We start from the raw sequence: 19,498 nt of genomic DNA, 5'->3' as shown, positions 1-19,498 counted from the left end.
TTGCCGACACTGAAAGCCGCGGACACGCCGGTGGGCGCCTGGTTGCGCGGGCTCCTGGCTCGGGCGCATCTCAACACGGCCGTCGTCGCCCTGGCGGCCAAGATGGCCCGCACCGTTTGGGCGCTCCTGCGCCACGGGGACACTTACAAAGCTGCTGCCTTGGCAGCCTGAAACCAGATCGGTCGGCGCGAGCCAGTGTCGGCCCTCGATGTCTGTGGGTGGTGACGAGGAGATGGCCTGACTGTCAACCGGTGTTCTGGAACCCTTGGCTGAAAAATGGCACTCGATGCCGGCCCCTTTATGAGGACCAGGACGCGCGGCTCTCCATCTTGGCCAACGGTTCGCCGGAAGGCCGGATACGTTTGTGCAGACAGATCAAGCCGGACACCGAGAAACCACTTGCCGACGGGGCGGGCCATACGTTTTCAGGTACGGCAGCTGCCAGGGGTAGAGCAGCCACTCAAGGAAGTAGGTCGGCCGCAGGTGGACGACCGCGAGGCCCGACCAGTTGAACACCTGCTCGGCGATGTAGCTGTCGCGGCAGGAATGGCTCTTCGATGCGCGCCTCGCCGACCGTTGGGAGAGATTCACGATCGTCGGTACGCCAGCTTCCTTCGCGGCCTGGGCGAAGTTGACGGTGGCGGCGATGAGGCCTGGCTGGACCGGCCATACGAAATAGGCCGCCTCGACGCCGTCCATCGCCGCCCGGATCGTGTCGATCTCCAGGAGATCGCCGGTCACCACCTCGGCCCCGGCCGCTTCCAGGGCTTCAGCCCTGGCATCCCTGTTGTGCACCATGGCCCGCACGTCGAGCCCCAGGGCGAGGCCTTCCCTTACGGCGGCCCGGCCCGTGTCGCCGGTGGCGCCGCTGATCAGGACTTTCTTGCTCATGGCCGGTACCCCGAAATGAAGTGAGAAGACGCTGGCACGGTGGGGCGAGTGGAAGCTGGGCTGGGACATGCCCTGCGGCCTGAACGCCCTGAGGGCCAAGACCCCGACCACGACGAAGGCGACGAGGACGATCCCCTGGGCGGCCGCGAAGGGGGCTCCGACTGCGTCGGCGCCAGGACCTTGAGAGGCGCCACTTTGGTGAAGGCCTGGACGACCCCGACGAAAATCAGGAGATACTCGCTCGCCACCAATCCCCCGACATAGATCCACCGTGCCCACCGTGACCCGCGAAGGCGGCCCCGCGACAGGAGTACGGCGGCCAGGATGATCAGGGCCAAGATGGAGATCACGACGGCGGGACTGACACCGTGGAGCGGCAGGATGAACCCGGTGGCACTGGTCGCGATCGCTAGGACGATGAAGGTCGTCAGGGACCCGGACGAGGCCTGCGCTCGGAAGACGTCCCTCAGGGCGAACACGCCGACGACGATCGCGACGAGGCTGATGAGCGTGTGGCCCGCGATCAGGATTTGCGGCAATGTCATCGACTGATCTCCGAACGGGGGCCAATGAGGCTCAGAAAATATTATGCAATTGCACTATACATGTAACTGATACGCGCGCGGCAGTCGTTCATGTCGACGCGCGATGTCATGCCATACGAATACATTGCAGGTTCATCTATTTCGATTAGACACACTTAACATCTGCAACGATTGACTTGTCACGGCCGCTTATTTGGCTAGAAGGTGAGAATGCGATGCGCCAAACCATCGATGTGCAGCGCACATTAGTGTGTTTCAGCGCTGCGCAAATGACGTATTTCCCTCGTTTCGGGTCATGGAGGTTTGGACATGCTGACCGTCGGCTTTGTCGTGACCCCGGGCTTTCCCGTCATGAGCCTGGCCGCGTTGTCGGTATTCGAGTTCGCCAATACCAGCACGGAGAAGAAGCTCTACGACATTCGTCTCCTGTCGGAAGACGGCACACCCGTTCCCTCGGCTTCGGACACATGCCTGGAGACGAGTGACTTCGGCGACGTCCCGTTCGACACGGTGATCGTTGGCGGCAACACCCGGGTCGTCCCCACGTCCCCCAGGCTTCTCGCGTTCATGGCCAGGGCAGCGAAGTCATCACGTCGGATTTCCTCGATCTGCACCGGCGTCTTCGCTCTGGCCGACGCGGGCCTCATCGGCGAGCGCCGGGTCACCACCCACTGGTTGTTCACGGACGAACTGAAGACGCGCTTCCCCGAGATCAAGCTGGAAGCGGATCGCATCTACGTCGTCGACGGGCCGATCTGGACGGCGGCGGGCAACAGCGCGGGCATCGATCTGACCCTCCACATGCTCGAACAGGATTACGGTCCGGATCTTGCGCTCTCGGTCGCCCGGATCCTGGTCGTCGATTACAAGCGTTCGGGAGGACAATCCCAGCATTCGGCGTTGCTCGAGATGAACCCCAAATCCGATCGCATCCAGGACGCTCTGGCCTACGCTCGCCGGAACCTCCGCACGGTGACCTCGGTCGAGGATCTCGCCCTGGCTGCGGGCCTCAGTCCACGCCAATTCAGCCGCGCCTTCCGCGCCGAGACGGGCATGTCCCCCGCCAAGGCGATCGAAAGCCTCCGGCTCGACGCCGCGCGGCTGATGATCGAGCAAAGTCGACACCCCGTCGATGTCGTCGCTCGCGAGACCGGCTTCGGAGACCAGGAACGCATGCGCCGCGCCTTCATCCGGGTCGTCGGCCGTCCTCCACAAGCACTTCGGGGAAGTGCGGTCAGCAAGACGAACGCGAAGAAATAGTCTTGCCATGGAAGCGGACAGGTTCCGTGTTGCCGGTTCGAAGCGATTGCCCCCGTGCCCCGAGACCCGGGCCGGCGATACCTATAGGCCCCGCTGACCTGACTTTTCGGACCCGCCTCCCTTCAGGAAAGACCTTGTCCATGCCTTTCACAAGCGAGCTTCACGCCTTGGCGCTCATCACCACGGCAACCGCGCTGATGTGGGTTCCCTATGTTTGCGGGAGGATGGCCACCTTTGGCATGCTTGCCCCGATCGGCAATCCAGGGCCCGGTTATCCGATCGACCCGCCCTGGATGGACCGGGCGCGACGGGCGCATGCGAACGCCGTCGAGAACCTCGCTGTCTTCGCGCCGTTGGTGCTGATCGCGGCGATGGTCGGCCTCAGCACCCCGGTGACGGCCACCGCCGCCTGGACCTATGTCGTCGCCCGACTGGTCCATTACGTCATCTACGCCGCCGGCATCCCCTTCTTGCGAACCTTGGCCTTCTTGGTGGGCACGTGCTGCACCGTGGTGGTCGGCATCACGCTTCTCGAACACGGCCTTTGAGCGGCAGGCGCGGTCCCGCGACCATGATAAGCGCAAGAGAGGCACCATGACTGTGAAATCGCCCGCAATAGTGGGTCTGGCGCAATTTGTGTGCAGATTGGGATGAATCCGGAGTGACTCCAGCGGCGTAGACGGTCAGGCCGACGGAGGGCCCGACCGATGTTGCCACGCAGCCCCCACCTTCTCATGACACCAGCCGGATTAATCGTGGACCGTCATGAGGTCGGGCCAGACGGCCTGATCGTTCATGCGCATGGCGATGATGCGTCCGGCAGGTGTCCTGGTTGCGGGTCCCTGTCCGCCTCGGTGCACAGTCGTTACGTGCGCTCGCCGCGGGACGTTCCGGCGTTCGGTCGGGGATTGATCATCCGCCTCACGACACGCCGCTTCCGTTGTGCCGTTCCGTCTTGCGATCGGAAGACATTCGCAGAACAGTTCGCCCCCGAGGTCATCGCGGCTCGGGCCCGTCGCACGAGCCGCCTCGATTGTCTTGTGCATGGTATTGGCATCGTGCTTGGTGGCCGCGCCCCAAGGAACGTCTCACGGAGCGTTCATGCCGGTCAGCGCCGATACCCTGCTCCGCACTCTGCGGCGTCGTTCGGCCCCCACCCCGACATCCACCAAGGTCGTCGGCCTCGATGATTTTGCCTGGCGGCGCGGTCATCGTTACGGAACGATCATCTGTGATCTTGAACAGCGCCGGATCATCGACCTGCTGGCCGATCGCGAGATCGGGACCGTGACGGCCTGGCTGAAGGATCATCCCACGATCGAGATCGTCTGCCGCGATCGGGGTGGCGGGTACCGTGAAGCAGCAACGAAAGGCGCATCCCAAGCTCTTCAGATTGCCGACCGATGGCATCTTCTGGAGAACGCCAGTGCGGCGTTTCCGGACATCATTCGCCGGCACATGCGCCACCTTCGACGTGCGGTCACGAGCGGCGAGATCGATCCGAAGCGCCTCAGCGCGGTTGAGAAACGGCAATGGAAAGGCTGGCTCAGACGCGACGAGACCAACGAGAAGGTCCGAGCCTTGCACAAGAGCGGCACAGCCCTGAAGGCGATTGCGAGGACGACCGGTCTCTCGCGTCAGACCGTTCGGCGGATCGTGCGTGGCACACGCGACGACGTATTCCGTTCGCGTGAAAGCACGCTCGACCGATGGAACGACCGGCTCGAGCCGGAATGGGAGGCCGGATGTCAGAACGGAACGGAGCTGTGGCGGCGTCTTCGCGGTGCGGGGTTCACTGGGAGCCTGCGCGTCGTGTCCTAGTGGAGAACCCGCAAGCGCCGGAGCATCCGAACGCCGGGTGAGCATCCCCCGCCGTTGCGGATGCCTTCGGCTCGCTTGATCGCGCGCCTTCTGACGACCGCGCGGGCCTGCAAAGGAGACGAGACGGTGCGGTTGGTGGCGGCGATCGAAACCGCGTCGCCGGCCATCGTCAAGGCGCGCAACCTGCTCGACCGTTTCGCCGCCCTGATCTCGGCCAAAAAGGCCGACCTTCTCGATCCATGGCTCAACGATGCCGCACAGAGCGAAATGGCCGCTTTCGCCGAAGGCATTACGGCCGACAAAGCTGCCGTGACCGCGGCGGTCATCGAGATGTGGTCAAATGGGTAGACCGAGGGCCAAGTCACCAAATTGAAGCTCGTGAAACGGCAGATGTACGGGCGAGCCAAGGTCGATCTCCTGCGCGCTCGGCTGGTGGCGACAGGCTGATGCCACCGAACCTGCACGCAAATTGCGCCAGAGCCGGTATTGGACGCGAAAAGGGGTCGCGCTTGCGCTTGGAAGCGATTTAACACTCAAGGCCACCAACCGCTCGACCGTATGGCGCCGGCGGTGCAGGTTGGCCTCGGTCCTCGACCGACCTGGACGTCCAGTTGTACCGTCCGGAGCACCCTCCAGTACGGGTCACAGGTCGTCGCGTGCGACCCGGTCGAGGCCCAGGTACCGCGCCGTTGGGACGACTTGGCTATTCAAATGATGGGCTTCCTCGCCGCGCGTGCCGTTTGTATTGCCGATCGAAACTCAAAGGTGAGGCTTGCCCTCCGGTCGAAAGACGGCGGCCAGCTGAGACTGGATCCTGATCGCCTCCACGCCCACCGGGTGGAGTGGCCAGCCGCGCGACCAGCCACCGATATCTTTGACGTTCTTGAAGGTGAGCCACTGGAGTGTCGCCTCGTCACCATCGCCGACGATTGCCTCGTCCGTGGCTGCGCCGATCTCGGAGCCTCTCGCGCCCGTTCAGGCCAACGCCGTCTCCAGGTTCCAGCCGCCGTGCCGCGTCGCTTTCTGACGGCCTTCAGCCAAACCTTGATCGTCTTCCTGTCGGGCAGGTCCAACAGGACGAGGTCCTCGTCGTTGTCCGGGGATGCCTTCCGCCCGACGCGGGATTGTTGCTTGACCAGGAAGGTGGTCACGTTGACGGCGAACTCGAAGGGGCCACGCAGGTCACGGTGGTGCGCGCAGTCAAGGAAGTCGGTCGCCACGTCCGCGCGGGCGATGGCGGTCCCGTTCGACACGGCGGGTCCCTTGTAGGAACCCTGACCGAAAACCTGGTCGTTTTGACACTCTAAGACGTGGTCGTACCTGATGGTCTTCCAGTGCCTGCGGTTCAGGTCGCACCAATCCCGGAAGTGGTGAAGACGGCGCGCGATGCACTTGAGGGTGTTCGGCGTCATCCTCGATCGCGCCACGACGAACTCGCTCGGCTCGGGCCACAGTCCTAGGGCTCGTTCGCGCAGGTAGTCGTTCTCTGCGTGAAGCAGGCGGAAGCCCAAACCGAAAAGGAAGGGGACCCCGGTCAGTCCGGCGTGGTCGATCTCCGCAAGTTCGGCTTCCTTCTGGAAAAAGAACGTGCTTACCGGCGTCCCCGCTCGGAAGGCAGGAAAGCGGGGACGCCTGCCGGTTGTGCAGGCGCGTCGATCAATAAAGGAAAGTCCAACGCCAACATGATTTACATGTTGAAACACTCGGCCCAAGTAAATGTTGCTGAGCGGCATTCGGCGCTGTTAGACCCGGTGAGGGTTAACGCCCGATGAAAAAGCGCTTACTTGACGGACCGTTGGGGCTCCGGATCATATCCCTAATCGCGAGCTTTGTCGATGCGGATGGTCGTCGCCAAGAGACGCTTGGCACCGAGATAGGCGAGAGCCGGTACGCGCATGATGAGCTTACTGGCACGCGCGACGATGGCGAGCCGCCGCTCGGCGACCTTGAGCGTCGAGGTGCGCTCCCGATCGGCTTCGGCCTGGGCCACAACGAGGGCGGCTGGCGCGCTTCTCCTGGACTTCGGCCCTGCGTAAGCATCGCGGTGCTCTTCTAACCCTGCGATGACCAGACCGGTCTCTCGATCCGGCAGCCAGCGCAGCCACGGCGAGCGTTCGCGCCTCCGTTGCTCGATTTCAGGTCGTTGATCCGCGCGCTGACAACGTCGATCTCGGCCGAGACGGCCGCGATCCCGGCCAGCGCGGCTTTCTCGTGGGCCTTCAGAGCGTCGATATGCACGCGAGGCAGCGGCTTGGGCGATAAGGTCTGGAACGCCCTGTCCGCCGCCTCATACGGACCGAGCACGACCTGGACCCGTGTGGGCCCAGGCATCGCGGCGACGCTCGCGCTGGACCAGCGCGAACACTGCCGTGCCGTAGGCCCTCGCCGAACCGATCAATCCTCGATCGCCACCCTGAGCGCGGAATCCATACGCCGGTCGAACAGCATCGATTTCATCGCTTCGAGCCGCCGGTGTGTTTCCTCAGTCCCGCCCACCAGGAGATTCATCAGGCGCATCATGGCCTGGAGAGGGCTGTCCGTGTCGCCCTCTCCATCGGGCGCAGCAAGAGATTCGCGCAGTTCGTCAGGATCGACACTTGTGTCGTCAGGGCGTCCAGGTCCTCCCGCATCCCGCTCAGTTCCGTCAGAATCCGTTCCGCGAAGGTCCTGGCCGCGCTCGTTTCTCTTCTCGTCGCCATCGTTCAACTTCTTCGTCCTGACCGCGAAAGCGGCCTTCTTCGTCCTGGTGATTCGGCGCAGCGAGTGCCCCTTGCCGGCCGGTAGTTTCACCATCCATTCGCCGGCCACGTCGCCGGATTCGAGTGTTAGCCCGGCCTCCACCAGCCGCTCGATTAGGTCGGCGAGGGACGTGCATGACGCCCAGGCGGCGCCGACCATCTCGCGCGTCGCGGACAGGTCGACACCGACACGCTTGGCCTTCTGGTTGCGGGTGACGAGAACGCCTCGCGGGGGAGCTTCGCCGAATCCTGCGCCGTCAGCGCGGCATCGAGGGCGTCGGCCAATGCCGATTGCCCGTCGCGGCACAAACGTGCCAGAACGGCCCGGGTGTGCCGGCCGAGAGCGAACGGATGCCCCCCTGTGTTCCAACAGGCGCGCAAGGAATTCAAGCCGCGCGAAATCGTGGCTGCTCGACAAGATACGGCCGGAAGCCGGATCAACCTCACCGAGGAGGACGTGCCAATGCGTGTCGATGGCATCGGGAGTGACGCGGGGCTTCGCGTGTTCGACCAGCGTAGCCCGCTCGGCACAAGGCGTATTCGGTCGCGAGGTCGGCCAAGGCCTCGAAGGCTTGGTCGCGGGTGGTCACCTCGGCCGGGCAGAGCTGCCAATGGCGGAGGGCGTGTTTTGTAGAATTGGATTACGCTGTTTCTCGATGAACCACGGTACGCGATCTCTACTCATCGGCTTGCCGATGAAATAGCCCTGGCCTTGTGTGCAGCCCATCTGCCTCAAAGCGTCCCTCTGGGCTGCCGTTTCGATTCCTTCTGCCACGGTCGTGAGACCGAGGCTTTGAGCCATCACTAGAATAGCGCGAATGATAGCGCGGCTAGGCGGCTTGTCGATTTCAGCAACGAAGCTCTTATCGATTTTGATTTCATCTACCGGAAATTGTTTCAGATGGATCAGTGAGGCATAGCCTGTGCCGAAGTCGTCCAGGGAGATTTGGATGCCTGAAGCATGAAAGTCGTTCAGCACGCGCTCGACCACCTCGGCATCGCGGCCCACCATGACGCCTTCCGTGACTTCGATCCCGAGGCAAGATGTCGAAAGATTTGACTGATCGAGCTCCGCTAAAACAGCACGGGCGAGATCGTGGCTGCGGAACTCGTCTGCGGCGAAATTGATCGCGATGCGCCCAAAAGCGAGGTCACGGCTTTGCCAAGCGACAATGTCCTGGAACACCGCTCGCCGAATGACCTGTCCGATCCGTCGAGCGTTTCCGCCATCTTCAAACAAGGCACCGAAGACAGCTGGCGTCAGGAGACCGCGCGTGGGGTGCTGCCAGCGAGCGAGCGCTTCGAAACCGATAAGCGCTCCGGTCGTCAAATCGATTTTTGGCTGGTAGTACGGGACAATCTGATGGGCTTCGAGAGCTTTTCTGAACTCGGCATCAAGCGCCGTCAGGGCGTCGAGAGACTGCCTCATGCCGTTTTCGAACTGCCGAACCTGCTGTCGCCCGTTCTGCTTCGCTGTATAAAGCGCGAGATCGGCATTCTTGCTGAGGTCGTGCGCAGTCAGACCGTGATCGGGAAAGCAGGCGAGCCCCGCGCTGGCCCCGGAGCTGATTTCAACATCTCCATACCTGATCGGCTTTCGGAGCGCGCCGATGACGTTTTCTGCAAGTTGCAGAGCGTCCTGCGTGTTCTCCATCAGAAGGACTGCAGCGAACTCGTCGCCACCAAGACGCGCTGCGGTACCGTCGCGAGATAGCGCGGCTCTCATTCGAGACCCGATCTCACGAAGGACGTGGTCGCCCGCATCATGGCCGAAGGTGTCATTGATCAGCTTGAACCGGTCGACATCCAACAAGAGAAGATGAAAGCGCTGATGACCTGAAGTGCATGCGTCCGCCCGATGAACGAGTTCAGCGGTCCAGGCCTTCCGGCTCATGAGGCCTGTGAGATCATCGTGTGACGCTGCATGAATCAGCCTCTCTTCTGCCAAGTGTCGCCGGGTGACGTCGGAGGTAATGCCAATGACGTGGCCGGGCTGATCGTCTGTCTGGATCGTGGTGGCGCTGGTTTCAAGCCACAACAAGGAACCGTCCGGGTGGAAATAGCGGAAGCGAACATCGCCTTTTGGAGGAACCGGATTGGGCGCATTCTCCCACCGGACCCGGTCGAGGTCCTCGGGGTGGACCCGACCGAGAAAGGCTTCGATCGGCTCCTTGCAGGTGCCGAGCAAATCCTTTGCATTGGCTGAACGGGTAACGATGCCAGACGCAAGATCAAGGTCCCAAACGACCATTCGTCCAACGGTCAGAGCGGCATTCAAACGAACTTCGTGTGCTTCACTGGATTTGCGAAACTTGTCACTGACACGGATGTCTGAAACCGTGCCGACCCAGTCATTTCCTGCGTTCTGGCCGTCTGAAACAGAGAACACCAGCTCTTCGACCCAGCGCCAGCCACCATCAACCAATAGCCTGTAGCTGACCGCATACGCAGTCTGAGCGCGTGACGCGTCTCCCCTGACTTCAGCCACATGTTGGCCGTCATCAGCGTGCAGCTCGACCGTGGATGCCTCGATGGATTGGATGACCGTGCAGAGTTTGCGCGATCTGGATGCAACGATAGTCGAGACGCCGCTGGCACCAGTGTCTGGCGGCGATTGCGATTCCGGGAACATGGCCGATGAACGGAATGCCATGCGATCTAGCTAACCCGCCAAGCTTAAGCGAATGCTTCTGTTTGGCAAAGTTGCATCAATTCCTTTGCGTGGTGACCGATTTGGTTTCAGTGTTGCGCGCTATGCGCGAACGGGGTCGAGTTGATCAACGGGCTCCAGGTCCGTGACCGGCACGGACATCAGCACGATAGGCGGCTGACGCAAGCGAACGTGGGCGGCTCTGTCACCCTGTCGCTCCGCATCGGTAGCATCGAGGCGATGCCAGCGTCTGCCCTCGATCATGGCGCCGACGATGCCGACCGCATCGGCAAGCGCGGGATGTTGGCGGGCAATGGTCGAGCCGATCCGGAGTGTCACACGTGAACCTTCCTCGATCATGGCGAGCCACCGGGCTGGTCTTTTGTTCCCTCTATGTTCTAATCCGAAGTCTAGGGCGTGTTGAGGATCAGCGTGAGTTTATGATTGCTGCTCCAAGCAGGATCATGGCTTCGAAGCTGGTGTCGGTTTTGTCGCTTCGCATGGCGACCCGCTTGAACTCTTTCAATTTGCAGAAGAAATTCTCGATGAGGTGCCGCCATTTGTAGACGTCTGCGTCGATGTCGACAGGCTGTTTGCGGCCCGGCATCTGCGAGACGACGACTTTGGCACCCCGTTGGTTCAGGTCGGCGATAATCCACTTGGCGTCGAACGCCTTGTCGGCGATCAAACCATCTAACTCGATGCTCTTGATGAGTGGAGCAACGCCGACGGTGTCATGGCGTTGGCCTGGAAGGAGTACGAACCGGACAAGATTGCCCAGCGCGTCGGTCAGCGCCAAGATTTTGCTCGTCAGGCCGCCTCGAGAGCGACCAATAGCCTGATTTTGAGTCCCCCTTTTGCGCCCTGCCCATGGCGACGAACCCTGACGATTGTGGCATCTACCATGGCGTATTCCATGTCGGGATCATCGGAGACGGCGTCGAACATACTTTTGAAAACACACGCCTTTACCCAATCACGGAAGCGCTTGAAGACAGTGTTCCAGTTGCCAAAAGACTCCGGCAGATCACGCCACGGACTGCCAGTTCGTGCAATCCACAACACCGCCTCAACGAAAAGACAGGCATCGCTTCCTGTTCGTCCGGGGTCGCTCGGCTTCCCCAAACCGAACGGCTCCATCTTTTCCCACTGAGCATCCGTCAGAATGAAACGATCCATGGCAAACTCCTTTCGGAGTTTGAATCACAGCCGCCGTGGTCAACCGAATTCGCTGATTCTCAACAGCCCCTAGCGTGGTCAAGTCCTGCAAGGCTCAAGATGGCGAATATGACCTACCATGTCCTGGTGCCTATCTTGCGGAATGCTACGCCGCGCGTCTTGGATGAAATGACCAGCGCCCTCATCTTGTCGAAAACGTCCATGGTCCGCGTTATTCCCCCGTAACCACCCCACGATGGCGGAGCCGAGAGCGAGGCCATCGGCACGGCCTGAACCGCGCCGACCCGAGACTTCATGGTCGTGCCGATCGACCAGGACGCGGCATTGTCTGACGAGCCCGCCACGCGGAGACCAGTCGAGACCTGCGTCTCGGGTCGGCGCGAGTGCCTTCTGCGTGCCGGCCAAGGCCCGGAGCGCCGACATTGTGGCGGTGTTCGTCAGGAGGCTGGTCATTGGCCACTCGGGACGCTTCGCAGACGAGGGAGTGATCGGGGTCAGTAGGTGATCTTCTTGCAGAGCCTGTAGGCTTTGCCGGCGTACCGGAATTCCGTCGGCGAGTTCACGCTGATCGTCGTCGGGACGCTGATCCTCATCGATGCTCCGTCGCGGGTAGGGATGCATGTCGAGGCGAAGCTGACGGTGGTGCCGCGCGCGACGGCACGCTTCACGTCGCACGTGTCTCCGCCAAAATTGGAGCCGCCGAACATGCCGTCGAGATCCGTTTTCGGGTTGTCCCAATAGACGAGACCTCCGCACCGACCCGCGCCCGTCCTGTACGAACCTGCCGTCAGGGGAAGGTGCTCGTCGGCTTGGCGCGCCAGGGAGCCGGTACGCCCGCCGTCGTCGGCGGAACAGAAACGATAGGTCTTACCGTCGAACGTGAAGCTGTCCGTGCCCTCGACATGAATACCGCTCCGCACCCGCCACGAATGCGCCGAGGCACCGTTGCCCTCGGAGTAACTCGCCTCGAAGGCGTAGGCGTCTCCCTGCTTGGTGACGGACTTCAACTCGCACGTGCTGCCGATGACGTCGGAAACGCCGAAGAGTTGCTGGGTCGGGCCTGTCGCTGCACGTCCATGGAGCGGTCCCCTTTCGGACAAGAACCAATTCCAATCATCTCTTTTCGCTGCGACCTTCTTCCGAGCGGTTTAACTGAACGTACGCGCGCAAATCAAACAGCGCCGTGGCAAACGTCCGGTGGAGGTGTTTGCCCCGATGAAACACCCTCTGCCTTCAGGCAGGTCGCTCGGAAGCGGATAGCGCGTAGGATCGGCAATGTTCCAGGTAGGCCCGCTCATGCGTGCCTATGAGATCCACGATGGTCGTCCAGAGCCAGGACGGCGCGTCCAAGTTCCGGCCATGGTGGGTCGCAAGCTCCGTTCCCCAGGCTCGCCGAACATCCTCGGTCATCTGCCGCGCGTGCGAATGGCCCACGACAGCGGAAAGGAAGCGGGCCGCATGGACCGCTTCCTCGACTGTCAGTTGATCGACATCCAGCTTCAAATCCTGCGGCAGCAACTCGCGGACTACGACGGAGTGGCCCAGCATGCGGCCCTGCACCATCCGTTCGCCCAAGTATGGCGACAACGCCCGCGCCCCGTTGACCACCCGCTCGGCCTGATCGAGGTTGGCCGGCATCGTCGAGGCCACGGGCGCCAACGGGTCCACAGCCTCCTTGATGTCGATCATGCAATAGCTCCGATCGGACTTCTCGCCACCGATCCGCAGGAGCACGGCGTAGCGCATGGTTCCGAGCGAGCTGCATCCTTTCACCCAGTAGGCACTGTCCAGGACCTTCACCGTCTGCCCTTCGCCGCGCCCATGGAGGGAGCGGACGAGGTCGGCCACCTTCGCCGACGTGACCAGCGTTTCGATCGCCTGACGTTCCTCGTCGGCGAGGGGCCAGAAGCGCTTCCCCATGGGAATCTTCGGCTCGACATGCTCCAGCCGCTCCCGGGCGAGATGTTCCCACCGGCGATGTGTCGCCTTATCGAGCACGGAGCGAACGGCCTTACCCGCCCGCGCTTCCGACAGGCTCTCGTCGTGTCCTGCCAGGGCGTCCTGGTAGCCCCGGATCATCTCCTCCAACATGTGGGCGGTGGCGGTGCCGGGCAGGTTCGAGCCTCGTGCCGCGGCCGACAGGGACAGGCCGAGACGGAGCAGGTCATGCGCGGGATTGCCGATCACCGTCTGGTCGAGATCCCGGATCTGGATGCGCACCTTGCCGGACGCGTTCGCCACCGGGCCGAGGTTTCCGGCATGGCAATCGCCGCAGATCCAGATGGACGGAGCCGCAGGGACGGATCCTTGATCGATTTCGCCGAGCCATTCGTAGAACTGCGCCGTCGAACCGCGCACGTAGGCGTGCGCCGACCGGGCCATCTTCCGAACCCTTTTGTCGTTCAGAATGGCGGCACGCTCGGAGAGCGCTGGGAACGGGACGATCGTCGACTTCGCGGTAGTCATTCTCGGTGCCTTACGCTGTACTGAACGGAGGGGGAACGCTCCGCACCCAGCTTCGTTCATGACGGAATCATGACTGCGCGACTCTGAAGCGGCAACGCCGGCTTCGACCGGTGCGCTTTCCTGACGCGCTCCAAGCAGGGAGAGGAGGCCACACAACCAGGCTCCGGCGGCACCACGACCGTAGATCTGGGCCATCGTGCTGCCGGATTGGGCGAATGACTGTTGGCCGAGGGACCTTGGGCAGCGCCTGATGGAGTGGTTGGATGAGTTCCCGACGGTGGATCCGCGAACTGTTGACCCTGAAGGTGGTGGCGTTCAGCCTGTGTGATCCGGCGATCGCGCGAGGCGGTCATTTCGGCGGGTCGGAACTCAGGCGTGGCGCACGCGGCGGCCATGGTTGTGACCGCGCGCGCATGGCGGTGTACGACATCGTGACGCTCGCGACGGTCACCGACAAGGCGGCGGACAAGGCGATGGCCGCCCTGGATGCCTCGATCGGTGCCGGGAACGGCCGTGTCCTGGTCGATGCGGAGACACCTTCGTCTATGACGAACAACACACCCGCTCACACCGTCATCATCGTCTTCAGCAGCAATGCCGACGCAGATGCCTGGCGGAAGTCGCCTGCGTTCCGAAGCGCCAGAGCAGACCTCAACAAGGCCGCTACAACCAACATCATGGCGTTAGCCGGAATCGCCGACCCCGGCCCTTCTCTCGCCGAAACGGCCGGCACGAAAGGGCAAGAGGGCATGGGCAACGACATCAAGCTGCCGCCCATGCCGGCGATCAAGGACATCTGCAAAGGTTTCTGATCGGCTGATCGAAGCCGGACCGACGGCCCCGCAATTTGGCCATGCCCCAAACGACCTGAGCCACGACCGCGACGGCTACGATCGTGAGGCCATGCAGCCAGCTCGCATGGCCCAGGTCGCCCTCCCGGTGTTCGGCGGTTTGGTCGAATTCGAACGCGAACTCTTGTGCGTCCGCAAAGGCGAGGGACGGCAGCGAGCAAGGCATCGCGGCGCTTGTCTAGGGGGAAGCCAAGGCTGACGCCTCATCAGCGTCGAGAGATCCGCATCGCCGGCACGCCGACGACTGCGATCCTGCTATCTCATCGACGCAGGGAGGCCGGGAACCAAGATCCGGGATAAAGCGTAGAACCAAGTTATTCGAAATCGCCTCATGGGATCGAGACAGTGCTCAACAAGCTCAGCGTCGGCGTTGCACTGGTTCTCGGGGCTGGACTCTTCCTTCACCTGAGTGTCCACCGGTCCGCTCCAGCCGTGGTCCAAGCTCAGGCGTCAGACGTCGCTGCGTTAGCGCCCCCGGCCTCGAACGATCGAAAGGTCCGAATCGTGTATCCGGCGCCCTACACCTCAGTGTCGGCAAACCAGGCTTCTTCGCGCGACGGCCGGCAGGGAGGCGCCACCACGCCGGTCACCTTGCCGAGCGCAACAGTCTTGTCGAGCCCGGAAGTAGGCACGTCGACGATCTCCCAGCCCGTCGTTGAGGCGACCGCAACCCAAGCGGAGCCGGCGGTCGAACCCACGCCTGCCGTCGCAATGGACGCCAATGGCCGAACGCCAGGTTCGTTCGATATCAACGCGGCATCCGTCGATGCCCTGGACCACATCGACGGCGGCGGTCGTATTGGGCGTGCAATCGCCAGCCACCGACCCTACCACTCGGTCGATGACCTTGTGAGGAAGCGGGTCCTCCGCAAGGACGTGTTCGAGCGGATCAAGGGCCAACTAGCTGCCAACTGAGCCGAGACGACGGCGCTTGCAGCCCCACTCTCCCAGACGGCACCTCGAAACTCAAGGACGTTCGCCTTCGATTGGTTCGTCAAAGCGCATCGCTACCTGCAGAAGGTGGCAAGGTCGTAGTTACGATCTGGCACCTTGTGACCGTGTGCCGCATGGAACAGCGCCCGCCATCGCGGCGAGTGCTGGAGCATTTAATCCCCACGGAGTCGGCTCCCTCGCGATCAGACCAAGCTGTGACTGTTGCCGTTCTCGTCGTTCAGCAGGCTGGCGCAAATTGGGGCAATAAGGCTCGGATCATTAAGCGGGACCGAGAGATACGGGCAGCCATCCTTCGAATGCATACTCCACGCGGCTCCGACCTCGGCTTTCCCGGCGAAGATGCAATGGCTCGTTCCGGCATTGGTCATGCGCTACGCAGGGACGATGCGCAGTGCGGCCCTGATGGAAAAGGGTGGTGAGGTCGCCGGTGTAGTCATTGCCTGACTTCGTGAAGGTACCGATGGTAACCGTGTCGATCTCCTGCTTCCGCTTGAGCCCGCGTCAATCGCGGCCTTGATGGCGGTCCAGGTACCAGGGGCGAACCGGTCGGCGAGCGTCGCGTCGGTCGCGCCTCGTTGCCGAGGTCGACGGGGACGAACGTGCCGGGAAAGTCCTCGACCGGCCGGCGGGCGAGGCCGATGACGTGGTGCCCGGCGCGGGCGAGGAGATTGGCCAAGGGCTCCAGTGCTACCCGGCCCGCCGTGGCGGCCGAGGTTCCGACTTTCACGCTGCGACGGTGGCGGCGCGACGCAGCGCTGGGAGCATGTCTTTCGGCTCGGGGCGGCGGGTGTAGTCCGGGTTCACCTCGGCGTAGAGCACCGTCCCGTCCTGCGCGATCACGAAGCGTCCCGGCATCGGCAGGGTCCAGCTCGGATCACCGTTGAAGGCTGGCAGGTCGTTCTTGAGGCCCTTGTAGAGGTCGATCAGATAATCGGGCATGGCGAAGCGCAGCCCGAAGGCGGCCGCAACGTCGTTGTGAGGGTCCGACAGGATCGGGAAGGCGAGATCATTCTGGCGCACCGACTTGCGGCTGTTCGGCGCCGTCTGGGGCGAGATGGCGACGAGCGAAGTCCCGAGTTTCTCGAACTCCGGCAGCGCCGCCTGAAGCGCCTGGAGTTCCATGTTGCAGTAGGGGCACCAGACGCCGCGATAGAAGCTCAAGACCAGCGGACCCTTGGCCAGGAGGTCGGCGGAGGAGACAGGCTGGCCATCGGGATCTTGCAGCGTGAAGGACGGGGCCTTGTCGCCGGCCTTCAACGCCTTCGTGGCAGCGCCCGAGGCGATCAGCTCGGCTGTGGCGCTATGCATGGTCTCGATCACTGAACACGGCACATTGTAGGGCGGCTTGCCGGCCTCGAAGTCGGCCTTGAAGGCGTCGAGCTTGGCTTGCAGGGTCATGGATTCTACTCCGGTTGTCGGCGTGTTCGCCTGGGGTGAAGGGTGGTTCGGCGGGGAAGAGGGCTCGGACGCGAGGCGCGACCGCGGATGTCGTCCCGTTCGAGAGCTGGCCGGCGGTCAGGCCGCCGGAACGAGGGCGTTGACGCGCTCGATGGCGCGCTGGACGGCGGGCCTGGACACCATCGCGTCGTACCAGCGCGCCACGTGCGGGGCGTCCTCGAAGCCGACGCCGGCGAACTCGCGCCGCCACAGCCAGCCGAAGTGGGCGATGTCAGCGATTGTGAGGTCGTCGCCGGTCACGAACGGGTGCCGGGCCAGCACGCCATCCAGCACGCCGAGTGTGCGCTTGGCCTCGGCCGAGAAGCGCGCGATGGCGAGCGGCTGCGGCTCGGCGGCCTGGCGCTGGAAGAAGCCGCTCTGCCCGAATGCGGGTCCGAGACCGGAGGCATGGAAGAAGAGCTGTTCGAAGACTCGGGCTCGGGCTCCGCCGGACGCCGGCAGAAGCCGGCCTGTCTTCTCGGCAAGATGGATCAAGATCGCGGCGGACTCGGTCAGCACCAGCCGGCCGCCCTCCGCCTCGGCGTCGACCAGGACCGGCACCTTGCCGTTCGGGTTCAGCGTCAGGAACTCGGGCGCCTTCTGCTCGCCCTTGCGGACGTTGACGCCGTGCAGCATGTAGGCGAGCCCCAACTCCTCAAGCGCGATAGGCACTTTGATGCTGTTCGGGGTGGCGAAGGCGTAGACGGTGAGCATGGCGCAGGTCCCGGCGGCTCGGTTGTGAGCGATAGGAGGAAAGTGCCCCAGCGCGGCTCGACACGACAGGAGGCTTGGGGCGATATCGCTCATTCTCGGGAGGAATGAGCGTGGACCGGTATCAGGCTATGACGACCTTCGTGCGGGTGGTGGAGACCGGGTCGTTCTCGGCCGCCGCCCGCCAGCTCAACGTGGGCCAGCCCGCCGTGTCCAAGACGATCGCGCAACTGGAGAACCGGCTCCAGGTCAGCCTGCTGGTTCGCTCCACCCATGGCCTCGCCCCGACCGAGGCTGGCCAACGCTTCTTCGAGCGCGCGCGTGCGGCCATCGTCGAGGCCGACGAGGCGGAGCTGTCGGCGCGTGGTGCCGGTGCCGGCCTGTCGGGTCGGCTGCGCGTGTCGGCGGCGACCACCTTCGCCCGGCTCCATCTGGTGCCGCTGCTGCCGCGCTTCCTTCGCGACCATCCCGATCTCGACATCGACATCGTGCTGGACGATCGCATGATCGACCTCGTCGCCGAGGGCATCGACGTGTCGCTCCGGATGGGAGACTTGCCGGACTCGACGGCCACGGCGCGCAAGATCGCGACCGGCGGCCGCTCGGTGCTGGGATCGCCGGGTTACCTGGAGCGGGCCGGCGAACCGCAGAGCCCGGCCGACCTCGCGAGCCATCAGGCGGTGATCTACAGCCAACTTGGCAGCGCCTGGAGCTTCACGCGGGACGGGACGGAGATCTCGGTCGCGGTGCACGGCCGGGTACGGGTCAGCGCGGCCGAGGGGCTCCGCGCGGCCGTACTTGCCGACATGGGGCTGGCGGTCGCGTCCGACTGGATGTTCACGCCTGACCTCGCGAGCGGAGCCGTGCGCCGCGTCCTGACCGCCTGGACCCTGCCGCCCATCGACCTCTGGGCCGTGTTCCCGACCGGGCGCATGGCGAGCGCCAAGGCGCGGGCCTTCGCGGGCTTCGTCGAAGTCGTGATGGCCGAAAGCGCCGCTGATCATTCCGGGCAGGCATAAGGCCTATCGCCCCAAGCCGTCGTCCGCGTTCGAGCGCCGAGCCGTAGACCTAGTCCGCACGCCGACACCGTCGGCACGACCGGAATAAGCAGCCATGACCCGCTTCGACAGCTACCGCGATGCCTTCCCGAACGCCCGCCTCACCCGCAAGCCGAACGGCGTGCTGGAGATCGCGCTTCACACCGAAGGCGGCAAGCTCGTCTTCAACGGCCACACGCATGAGCAGTTCGTGGACCTATTCCACGCCGTGGGCGAAGACCGCGAGACCCGCGTCGTGGTCCTTACCGGCACCGGCGACGCCTTCATGGATGCGATCAGTCCAGAGGGCTTCGACTTCTTCTCGCCTCTGGGCTACGACAAGATCCTGCGCGAAGGGCGCAAGGTGCTCACCAACATCCTCGACGTCGAGGTGCCGATGATCACGGCCCTGTACTGCTGCACAGCGAATATGCGCTGCTGACCGACATCATCCTGGCAACGCCCGAGACCGTGTTCCAGGACAAGCCGCATTTTGAGTTCGGCATCGTGCCGGGCGACGGCATGCACATCCTGTGGCCCGAGGTCATCGGTTCGGTCCGAGGCCGCTACTTCCTGCTCACGCGCCAGGTGCTCGACGCGCAGACCGCCAAGGCATGGGGCGTGGTCAACGAGATCGTGCCAGGCGAACGCCTGCTCGCCCGCGCCCATGAGATCGCGGACGGCATCGCGGCCCTGCCGCCGCTCACCAGCCGCTACACCCGGATCGCGTTGACGCAGCGCCTGCGGCGGCTCGTCGATGAAGGCATCGGCTATGGCATGGCGCTGGAGGGCATCAGCGCCGCCGAAGTGGCCCGGACGATGGCGGCCCAGGGCTGACTCTTCTGTATCGCCGCCCAGCCGGGTGCCGGGCGGCGCATACCCCTGTACCGGCCCTGGATAGTGAGACACCGACATTGATCCTACGCGGCGATTGCTGCGGGTGAAAGCAGGTCGTTCC

Annotated in this window: 21 protein-coding genes and 3 pseudogenes; 10 read left to right on the top strand and 14 right to left on the bottom strand. The window is 63.5% G+C overall.

Going from position 1 to position 19,498, the window contains the following annotated elements; translation table 11 throughout:
* Nucleotides 1–171 (top strand): annotated as a pseudogene (locus M8523_RS33475) (IS110-like element ISMmg1 family transposase); the annotation flags it as partial.
* Between the two features lie 204 nt (nucleotides 172–375).
* Here the strand turns inward: M8523_RS33475 and M8523_RS33470 are convergent.
* Nucleotides 376–891: an NmrA family NAD(P)-binding protein gene (locus tag M8523_RS33470; RefSeq protein WP_282589167.1), complete on the bottom strand. Its 516-nt coding sequence runs from the start codon at nucleotides 889–891 to the stop codon at nucleotides 376–378.
* Nucleotides 888–1,436: an MntP/YtaF family protein gene (locus M8523_RS33465; protein WP_282589166.1), complete on the bottom strand. Its 549-nt coding sequence runs from the start codon at nucleotides 1,434–1,436 to the stop codon at nucleotides 888–890. Before M8523_RS33465 ends, M8523_RS33470 begins: the two co-directional genes overlap by 4 nt.
* A gap of 309 nt (nucleotides 1,437–1,745) precedes the next feature.
* On the opposite strand from M8523_RS33465, the gene M8523_RS33460 reads away from it, so the two are divergent.
* The 4 genes and pseudogenes from M8523_RS33460 (at nucleotide 1,746) to M8523_RS33445 (ending at nucleotide 6,289) form a co-directional block, all read left to right on the top strand.
* Nucleotides 1,746–2,696 carry a GlxA family transcriptional regulator gene (locus tag M8523_RS33460; protein ID WP_282589165.1) on the top strand — a complete coding sequence of 317 codons (951 nt, stop codon included), beginning with the start codon at nucleotides 1,746–1,748 and terminating at the stop codon, nucleotides 2,694–2,696.
* 140 nt (nucleotides 2,697–2,836) lie between these two features.
* Complete coding sequence (locus M8523_RS33455; protein ID WP_282589164.1) at nucleotides 2,837–3,244, top strand: MAPEG family protein; 408 nt, start codon at nucleotides 2,837–2,839, stop codon at nucleotides 3,242–3,244.
* Between the two features lie 162 nt (nucleotides 3,245–3,406).
* Nucleotides 3,407–4,964 (top strand): annotated as a pseudogene (locus M8523_RS33450) (ISL3 family transposase).
* 1,043 nt (nucleotides 4,965–6,007) lie between these two features.
* The gene (locus M8523_RS33445) at nucleotides 6,008–6,289 is read left to right on the top strand and encodes a hypothetical protein (RefSeq protein WP_282589163.1); all 282 of its coding nucleotides are present in this window, start codon (nucleotides 6,008–6,010) and stop codon (nucleotides 6,287–6,289) included.
* 44 nt (nucleotides 6,290–6,333) lie between these two features.
* Here the strand turns inward: M8523_RS33445 and M8523_RS33440 are convergent, their stop codons facing one another.
* From M8523_RS33440 to M8523_RS33405, 8 genes and pseudogenes are all read right to left on the bottom strand, one after another.
* Nucleotides 6,334–6,507 (bottom strand): hypothetical protein, encoded by a 174-nt coding sequence (locus M8523_RS33440; protein ID WP_282589162.1) that lies wholly within the window; start codon nucleotides 6,505–6,507, stop codon nucleotides 6,334–6,336.
* A gap of 62 nt (nucleotides 6,508–6,569) precedes the next feature.
* On the bottom strand, nucleotides 6,570–6,848 hold the full coding sequence (locus M8523_RS33435) for a hypothetical protein (protein WP_282589161.1): 279 nt from the start codon (nucleotides 6,846–6,848) through the stop codon (nucleotides 6,570–6,572).
* Nucleotides 6,849–6,911: 63 nt separating this feature from the next.
* Nucleotides 6,912–7,562 (bottom strand): hypothetical protein, encoded by a 651-nt coding sequence (locus M8523_RS33430; protein ID WP_282589160.1) that lies wholly within the window; start codon nucleotides 7,560–7,562, stop codon nucleotides 6,912–6,914.
* A 279-nt stretch (nucleotides 7,563–7,841) separates the two neighbouring features.
* Nucleotides 7,842–9,908 carry a putative bifunctional diguanylate cyclase/phosphodiesterase gene (locus M8523_RS33425; RefSeq protein WP_282589159.1) on the bottom strand — a complete coding sequence of 689 codons (2,067 nt, stop codon included), beginning with the start codon at nucleotides 9,906–9,908 and terminating at the stop codon, nucleotides 7,842–7,844.
* A gap of 99 nt (nucleotides 9,909–10,007) precedes the next feature.
* Nucleotides 10,008–10,265: a hypothetical protein gene (locus tag M8523_RS33420; protein ID WP_282589158.1), complete on the bottom strand. Its 258-nt coding sequence runs from the start codon at nucleotides 10,263–10,265 to the stop codon at nucleotides 10,008–10,010.
* A 67-nt stretch (nucleotides 10,266–10,332) separates the two neighbouring features.
* Nucleotides 10,333–11,045 (bottom strand): annotated as a pseudogene (locus tag M8523_RS33415) (IS5 family transposase).
* A 533-nt stretch (nucleotides 11,046–11,578) separates the two neighbouring features.
* The gene (locus M8523_RS33410) at nucleotides 11,579–12,184 is read right to left on the bottom strand and encodes a hypothetical protein (RefSeq protein ID WP_282589157.1); all 606 of its coding nucleotides are present in this window, start codon (nucleotides 12,182–12,184) and stop codon (nucleotides 11,579–11,581) included.
* A gap of 133 nt (nucleotides 12,185–12,317) precedes the next feature.
* Complete coding sequence (locus M8523_RS33405; RefSeq protein WP_282589156.1) at nucleotides 12,318–13,550, bottom strand: DUF2252 family protein; 1,233 nt, start codon at nucleotides 13,548–13,550, stop codon at nucleotides 12,318–12,320.
* Between the two features lie 263 nt (nucleotides 13,551–13,813).
* On the opposite strand from M8523_RS33405, the gene M8523_RS33400 reads away from it, so the two are divergent.
* Nucleotides 13,814–14,362, top strand: coding sequence for a DUF1330 domain-containing protein (locus M8523_RS33400; RefSeq protein ID WP_282589155.1), 549 nt, complete (start codon nucleotides 13,814–13,816; stop codon nucleotides 14,360–14,362).
* A 557-nt stretch (nucleotides 14,363–14,919) separates the two neighbouring features.
* On the opposite strand, the gene M8523_RS33395 is transcribed toward M8523_RS33400, so the two are convergent.
* Nucleotides 14,920–15,153, bottom strand: coding sequence for a hypothetical protein (locus tag M8523_RS33395; protein ID WP_282589154.1), 234 nt, complete (start codon nucleotides 15,151–15,153; stop codon nucleotides 14,920–14,922).
* On the opposite strand from M8523_RS33395, the gene M8523_RS37000 reads away from it, so the two are divergent.
* Complete coding sequence (locus M8523_RS37000; protein WP_428351876.1) at nucleotides 15,113–15,316, top strand: helix-hairpin-helix domain-containing protein; 204 nt, start codon at nucleotides 15,113–15,115, stop codon at nucleotides 15,314–15,316. The two genes, M8523_RS33395 and M8523_RS37000, sit on opposite strands and share 41 nt — an antisense overlap.
* A gap of 221 nt (nucleotides 15,317–15,537) precedes the next feature.
* Here the strand turns inward: M8523_RS37000 and M8523_RS33390 are convergent, their stop codons facing one another.
* From M8523_RS33390 to M8523_RS33380, 3 genes are all read right to left on the bottom strand, one after another.
* Nucleotides 15,538–15,657: a DUF736 family protein gene (locus tag M8523_RS33390; protein WP_282589168.1), complete on the bottom strand. Its 120-nt coding sequence runs from the start codon at nucleotides 15,655–15,657 to the stop codon at nucleotides 15,538–15,540.
* Nucleotides 15,658–16,078: 421 nt separating this feature from the next.
* Nucleotides 16,079–16,753 (bottom strand): peroxiredoxin-like family protein, encoded by a 675-nt coding sequence (locus M8523_RS33385; protein WP_282589153.1) that lies wholly within the window; start codon nucleotides 16,751–16,753, stop codon nucleotides 16,079–16,081.
* A 117-nt stretch (nucleotides 16,754–16,870) separates the two neighbouring features.
* The gene (locus tag M8523_RS33380; RefSeq protein ID WP_282589152.1) at nucleotides 16,871–17,506 is read right to left on the bottom strand and encodes a glutathione S-transferase family protein; all 636 of its coding nucleotides are present in this window, start codon (nucleotides 17,504–17,506) and stop codon (nucleotides 16,871–16,873) included.
* A gap of 110 nt (nucleotides 17,507–17,616) precedes the next feature.
* Here M8523_RS33380 and M8523_RS33375 point away from each other — a divergent pair, with 110 nt between their 5' ends.
* The 3 genes from M8523_RS33375 (at nucleotide 17,617) to M8523_RS33365 (ending at nucleotide 19,377) form a co-directional block, all read left to right on the top strand.
* Complete coding sequence (locus tag M8523_RS33375; protein ID WP_282589151.1) at nucleotides 17,617–18,522, top strand: LysR family transcriptional regulator; 906 nt, start codon at nucleotides 17,617–17,619, stop codon at nucleotides 18,520–18,522.
* Between the two features lie 94 nt (nucleotides 18,523–18,616).
* Nucleotides 18,617–18,982 carry a Clp protease/crotonase-like domain-containing protein gene (locus M8523_RS33370; protein ID WP_282589150.1) on the top strand — a complete coding sequence of 122 codons (366 nt, stop codon included), beginning with the start codon at nucleotides 18,617–18,619 and terminating at the stop codon, nucleotides 18,980–18,982.
* Nucleotides 18,983–19,011: 29 nt separating this feature from the next.
* Nucleotides 19,012–19,377, top strand: a complete 366-nt coding sequence (locus tag M8523_RS33365) for an enoyl-CoA hydratase/isomerase family protein (protein ID WP_282589149.1) — start codon at nucleotides 19,012–19,014, stop codon at nucleotides 19,375–19,377.
* Nucleotides 19,378–19,498 lie beyond the last annotated feature (121 nt).

The sequence above is a fragment of the Lichenifustis flavocetrariae genome, assembly GCF_026130545.1.
Classification (GTDB): domain Bacteria; phylum Pseudomonadota; class Alphaproteobacteria; order Rhizobiales; family Beijerinckiaceae; genus Lichenihabitans; species Lichenihabitans flavocetrariae.
This window is presented reverse-complemented; position numbering and strand designations above follow the sequence as displayed.

Coding starts and splice junctions, on each gene's coding strand:
- M8523_RS33435 (WP_282589161.1), bottom strand. CDS start 6,848: ATGCCTGGGCCCACACGGGTCCAGGTCGTGCTCGGTCCGTATGAGGCG.
- M8523_RS33400 (WP_282589155.1), top strand. CDS start 13,814: ATGAGTTCCCGACGGTGGATCCGCGAACTGTTGACCCTGAAGGTGGTG.
- M8523_RS33420 (WP_282589158.1), bottom strand. CDS start 10,265: ATGATCGAGGAAGGTTCACGTGTGACACTCCGGATCGGCTCGACCATT.
- M8523_RS33470 (WP_282589167.1), bottom strand. CDS start 891: ATGAGCAAGAAAGTCCTGATCAGCGGCGCCACCGGCGACACGGGCCGG.
- M8523_RS33370 (WP_282589150.1), top strand. CDS start 18,617: ATGACCCGCTTCGACAGCTACCGCGATGCCTTCCCGAACGCCCGCCTC.
- M8523_RS33380 (WP_282589152.1), bottom strand. CDS start 17,506: ATGCTCACCGTCTACGCCTTCGCCACCCCGAACAGCATCAAAGTGCCT.
- M8523_RS33405 (WP_282589156.1), bottom strand. CDS start 13,550: ATGACTACCGCGAAGTCGACGATCGTCCCGTTCCCAGCGCTCTCCGAG.
- M8523_RS33465 (WP_282589166.1), bottom strand. CDS start 1,436: ATGACATTGCCGCAAATCCTGATCGCGGGCCACACGCTCATCAGCCTC.
- M8523_RS33385 (WP_282589153.1), bottom strand. CDS start 16,753: ATGACCCTGCAAGCCAAGCTCGACGCCTTCAAGGCCGACTTCGAGGCC.
- M8523_RS33455 (WP_282589164.1), top strand. CDS start 2,837: ATGCCTTTCACAAGCGAGCTTCACGCCTTGGCGCTCATCACCACGGCA.
- M8523_RS37000 (WP_428351876.1), top strand. CDS start 15,113: ATGGACGCCAATGGCCGAACGCCAGGTTCGTTCGATATCAACGCGGCA.
- M8523_RS33390 (WP_282589168.1), bottom strand. CDS start 15,657: ATGCATTCGAAGGATGGCTGCCCGTATCTCTCGGTCCCGCTTAATGAT.
- M8523_RS33460 (WP_282589165.1), top strand. CDS start 1,746: ATGCTGACCGTCGGCTTTGTCGTGACCCCGGGCTTTCCCGTCATGAGC.
- M8523_RS33425 (WP_282589159.1), bottom strand. CDS start 9,908: ATGGCATTCCGTTCATCGGCCATGTTCCCGGAATCGCAATCGCCGCCA.